General features: G+C 72.2%; 4 protein-coding genes. 1 reads left to right on the top strand and 3 read right to left on the bottom strand.

Annotated features, from left to right (window positions below; translation table 11 throughout):
* A partial coding sequence (locus SSOG_RS11930; RefSeq protein ID WP_063631559.1) for an oxidoreductase occupies window positions 1-1,876 on the top strand: 1,876 nt, incomplete at its 5' end.
* Here SSOG_RS11930 and SSOG_RS11925 read toward each other — a convergent pair.
* The 3 genes from SSOG_RS11925 to SSOG_RS11915 all read right to left on the bottom strand — a co-directional run.
* The gene (locus tag SSOG_RS11925; RefSeq protein WP_039937295.1) at window positions 1,873-2,544 is read right to left on the bottom strand and encodes a TetR/AcrR family transcriptional regulator; all 672 of its coding nucleotides are present in this window, start codon (window positions 2,542-2,544) and stop codon (window positions 1,873-1,875) included. The two genes, SSOG_RS11930 and SSOG_RS11925, sit on opposite strands and share 4 nt — an antisense overlap.
* A gap of 21 nt (window positions 2,545-2,565) precedes the next feature.
* Window positions 2,566-2,760, bottom strand: a complete 195-nt coding sequence (locus SSOG_RS11920; protein ID WP_009714470.1) for a ferredoxin — start codon at window positions 2,758-2,760, stop codon at window positions 2,566-2,568.
* Between the two features lie 20 nt (window positions 2,761-2,780).
* The coding region (locus SSOG_RS11915; protein ID WP_154686094.1) for a cytochrome P450 at window positions 2,781-3,131 on the bottom strand (351 nt) is incomplete at its 5' end.

The raw sequence follows: 3,131 nt of genomic DNA, 5'->3' as shown, positions 1-3,131 counted from the left end.
CCTGGTCATCGCGGCCGACGGGGCGGGCAGCGCCACCCGCCAGGCTCATGCCTCCGCCTTCCGCCCCCGCATCACCACCCACCGCTGCCGCTACATCTGGCTCGCCGCCGACGTCGCCTTCGACGCCTTTCGCTTCGAGATCGCCGAGACCGAGCACGGCGTCATGCAGCTGCACGGCTATCCGTACGAGCCGGACGCCAGCACCGTCATCATCGAGACGCGGGAAGAGGTGTGGCGACGGGCCGGGCTCGACCGGTGCACCGAACGCGAGTCGACCGAGCGCTGCGCCAAGCTCTTCACCGACGCCCTCGGCGGCCACCCCCTGCGCGGCAACCACTCCCAGTGGACGGCCTTCCGTACGGTCGTCAACGAGCGCTGGTCACACGGCAATACGGTCCTCATCGGCGACGCCGCGCACACCGCCCACTTCTCCATCGGCTCCGGCACCAAACTCGCCGTCGAGGACGCCCTCGCCCTGGCCGCCTGCCTCGAAGAACACCCCGCCCTCCCCGACGCGCTCGCCGCGTACGAGGCCGAACGCCGCCCGGTCGTCGCGTCCACCCAGCGCGCGGCGCGCGCCAGCCTGGAGTGGTTCGAGAACCTGGAGCTGTACCTGGACCAGCCGCCACGGCAGTTCGCCTTCAACCTCCTCACCCGCAGCCGCCGCGTCACCCACGACAACCTGCGGCTGCGCGACCGGGAGTTCGTCGAGACGGTGGAGCGCGAGGCCGCCGTACCCGCCGCCACCCCGCCCATGTTCACCCCCTTCCGCCTCCGCGATCTCACCCTCCGCAACCGCGTCGTGGTGTCCCCCATGGACATGTACTCCGCCGCCCCCGACGGCACCCCCGGCGACTTCCACCTCGTCCACCTCGGCGGCCGGGCGCTCGGCGGGGCCGGTCTGGTGATGACGGAGATGGTGTGCGTGAGCCCGGAGGGCCGTATCACCCCCGGCTGCACCGGCCTGTACGACGACGTCCACGAAGCCGCCTGGCGCCGCGTCACCGACTTCGCCCACACCCACTCCCCGGGCGTGGCCGTCGGCGTCCAGCTCGGCCACAGCGGGCGCAAGGGCTCCACCCGGCTGATGTGGGAGGGCATCGACACCCCGCTCCCGCACGGCAACTGGCCGCTCGTCGCCCCCTCGCCCCTCCCGTACCGCCCCGGCGTCAACCAGACCCCGCGGGCCCTCGATGCCGCCGGACTCGCCGCCGTCCGTGACCAGTTCGCCCGCGCCGCCGAACGCGCCGCCCGCGCGGGCTTCGACCTCCTCGAACTCCACTGCGCCCACGGCTACTTGCTCTCCAGCTTCCTCTCCCCGCTCACCAACCACCGCACCGACGCCTACGGCGGCTCCCTCGACGCCCGCCTCCGCTACCCGCTGGAGGTCTTCGACGCCGTCCGCGCCGTCTGGCCCGACGACCGCCCCATGACGGTTCGCATCTCCGCCACCGACTGGGCCGACGGCGGCACCACGGCCGACGACGCGGTCGCCGTCGCCGCCGCCTTCACCGCCCACGGCGCCGACGCCATCGACGTCTCCACCGGCCAGGTCGTCCCCGACGAGACCCCCGACTACGGCCGCTCGTACCAGACTCCCTACGCCGACCGCATCCGCAACGAACTCGGTGTCCCCGTCATCGCGGTCGGCGCCATCTCCTCCTGGGACGACGTCAACTCACTGATCCTGGCGGGCCGCGCCGACCTCTGCGCCCTCGCCCGCCCCCACCTCTACGACCCCCACTGGACCCTGCACGCCGCCGCCGACCAGAACTACACCGGCCCGGCCGCCCCCTGGCCCCTCCCGTACCAGGCGGGCAGCCGCACACCCCCGACCGGCCGCACCGATGCCCCGAGGCCCCGGCTCGCCCTCTAGAGAGGCCCGATCAGGGCGGTGGTGAGCCCGCACAGTGCCGCGATCAGATCCCGGCCCAGGGTGTGCCACGACTCCTCCGCCCTGGCCGGGTCGACGCGGCCGTTGGCCAGGTCGTACTCCAGCTCCGCGAAGGCGTGCACCGAGAGCTGGCGCACCATGGTGCCGTGCCGGTCCAGGAGGTCGGGGCGGATGTCGTCCCGGCGAATCGCGCCGATCTCGCCCAGGAGGCCGAGGGACGGCGTGTCCAGATGCTCCCGCACGACGTAGTCGCGCAGCGCGGGTTCGACGAGGGCCTGGGCGAAGAAGCGCGCGCACCAGGCGGGGGTGCCGGCCTCGATATACGTCGCGACGTTCGGCAGGATCAGGCAGCCGTAGTGGTCCTCCAGCGACACCGTGTCCTGCCCGCGCAGCGCCTCCACCATGGCGATGCGGTGCTTCTCGACGAGTGCGGTGTGGTGCGACAGGATCGTCCTGATGAGCCCGTCACGGCTCTCGAAGTGGTACTGCACCGCCGAGTTGTTGCGCTGCCCGGCCGCCTCGCTGATCTGCCGCACCGATACGCCCGCGAAGCCGCGCTCGGCGTAGAGCCGCTCGGCGGTGCGCATCAGTTTGTCCCGCGCGAGCACCGAGCGCGCGGACGGCGGGGCAGCCGGGCCGGAAAGCGTCATTCCACAGTCATTCCACAGGAGTCATTCCGTCAGGCTGATGGCCCCGGTCGGGCACGCCGCGGCGGCCTCACGGACGGCATCGTGGTGCTCCGGCGGCGGAGCGTCGTCCAGTACGAGCACGATCCCGTCCTCCTCCCGCTGGTCGAAGACCTGATCGGCCCTGACCACGCACATCCCGCTGGCGCAGCAGAGCCCCTCGTCGACAGTGATCTTCATGCTACCTTCCTCGCCGCCCGTCACCAGGTGACCCACATGTCCTCGAAACCGCCCGCGGCAACCCCCTCGCGGATACGGAGCGTCTCCGGGGCGTCCCGCAGCCGCAGCTCGGGCAGTCGCCTGACGAACGTCCCCAGCACCACCTGGAGTTCCACCCGGGCGAGCGTCTGGCCGACACAGAAATGCGGTCCCGCGCCGAACGCGAGGTGCTGGGCGTTGTTCTCGCGGCGCGGATCGAACCGGTCGGGCTCGGGGAACTTGCGCTCGTCCCGGTTGGCGGCGTGCAGATTGACGAACAACGTGCTCCCGGCGCCCACCGGCTCCCCGCCGACCTCCGTGTCCTCGGTGATGAACCGGGGAATGCCCACCCC

Source organism: Streptomyces himastatinicus ATCC 53653, from assembly GCF_000158915.1.
Taxonomy (GTDB): domain Bacteria; phylum Actinomycetota; class Actinomycetes; order Streptomycetales; family Streptomycetaceae; genus Streptomyces; species Streptomyces himastatinicus.
The sequence above is the reverse complement of the archived record's forward strand: the minus strand, read 5'-3'. Positions and strand labels throughout refer to the sequence as shown.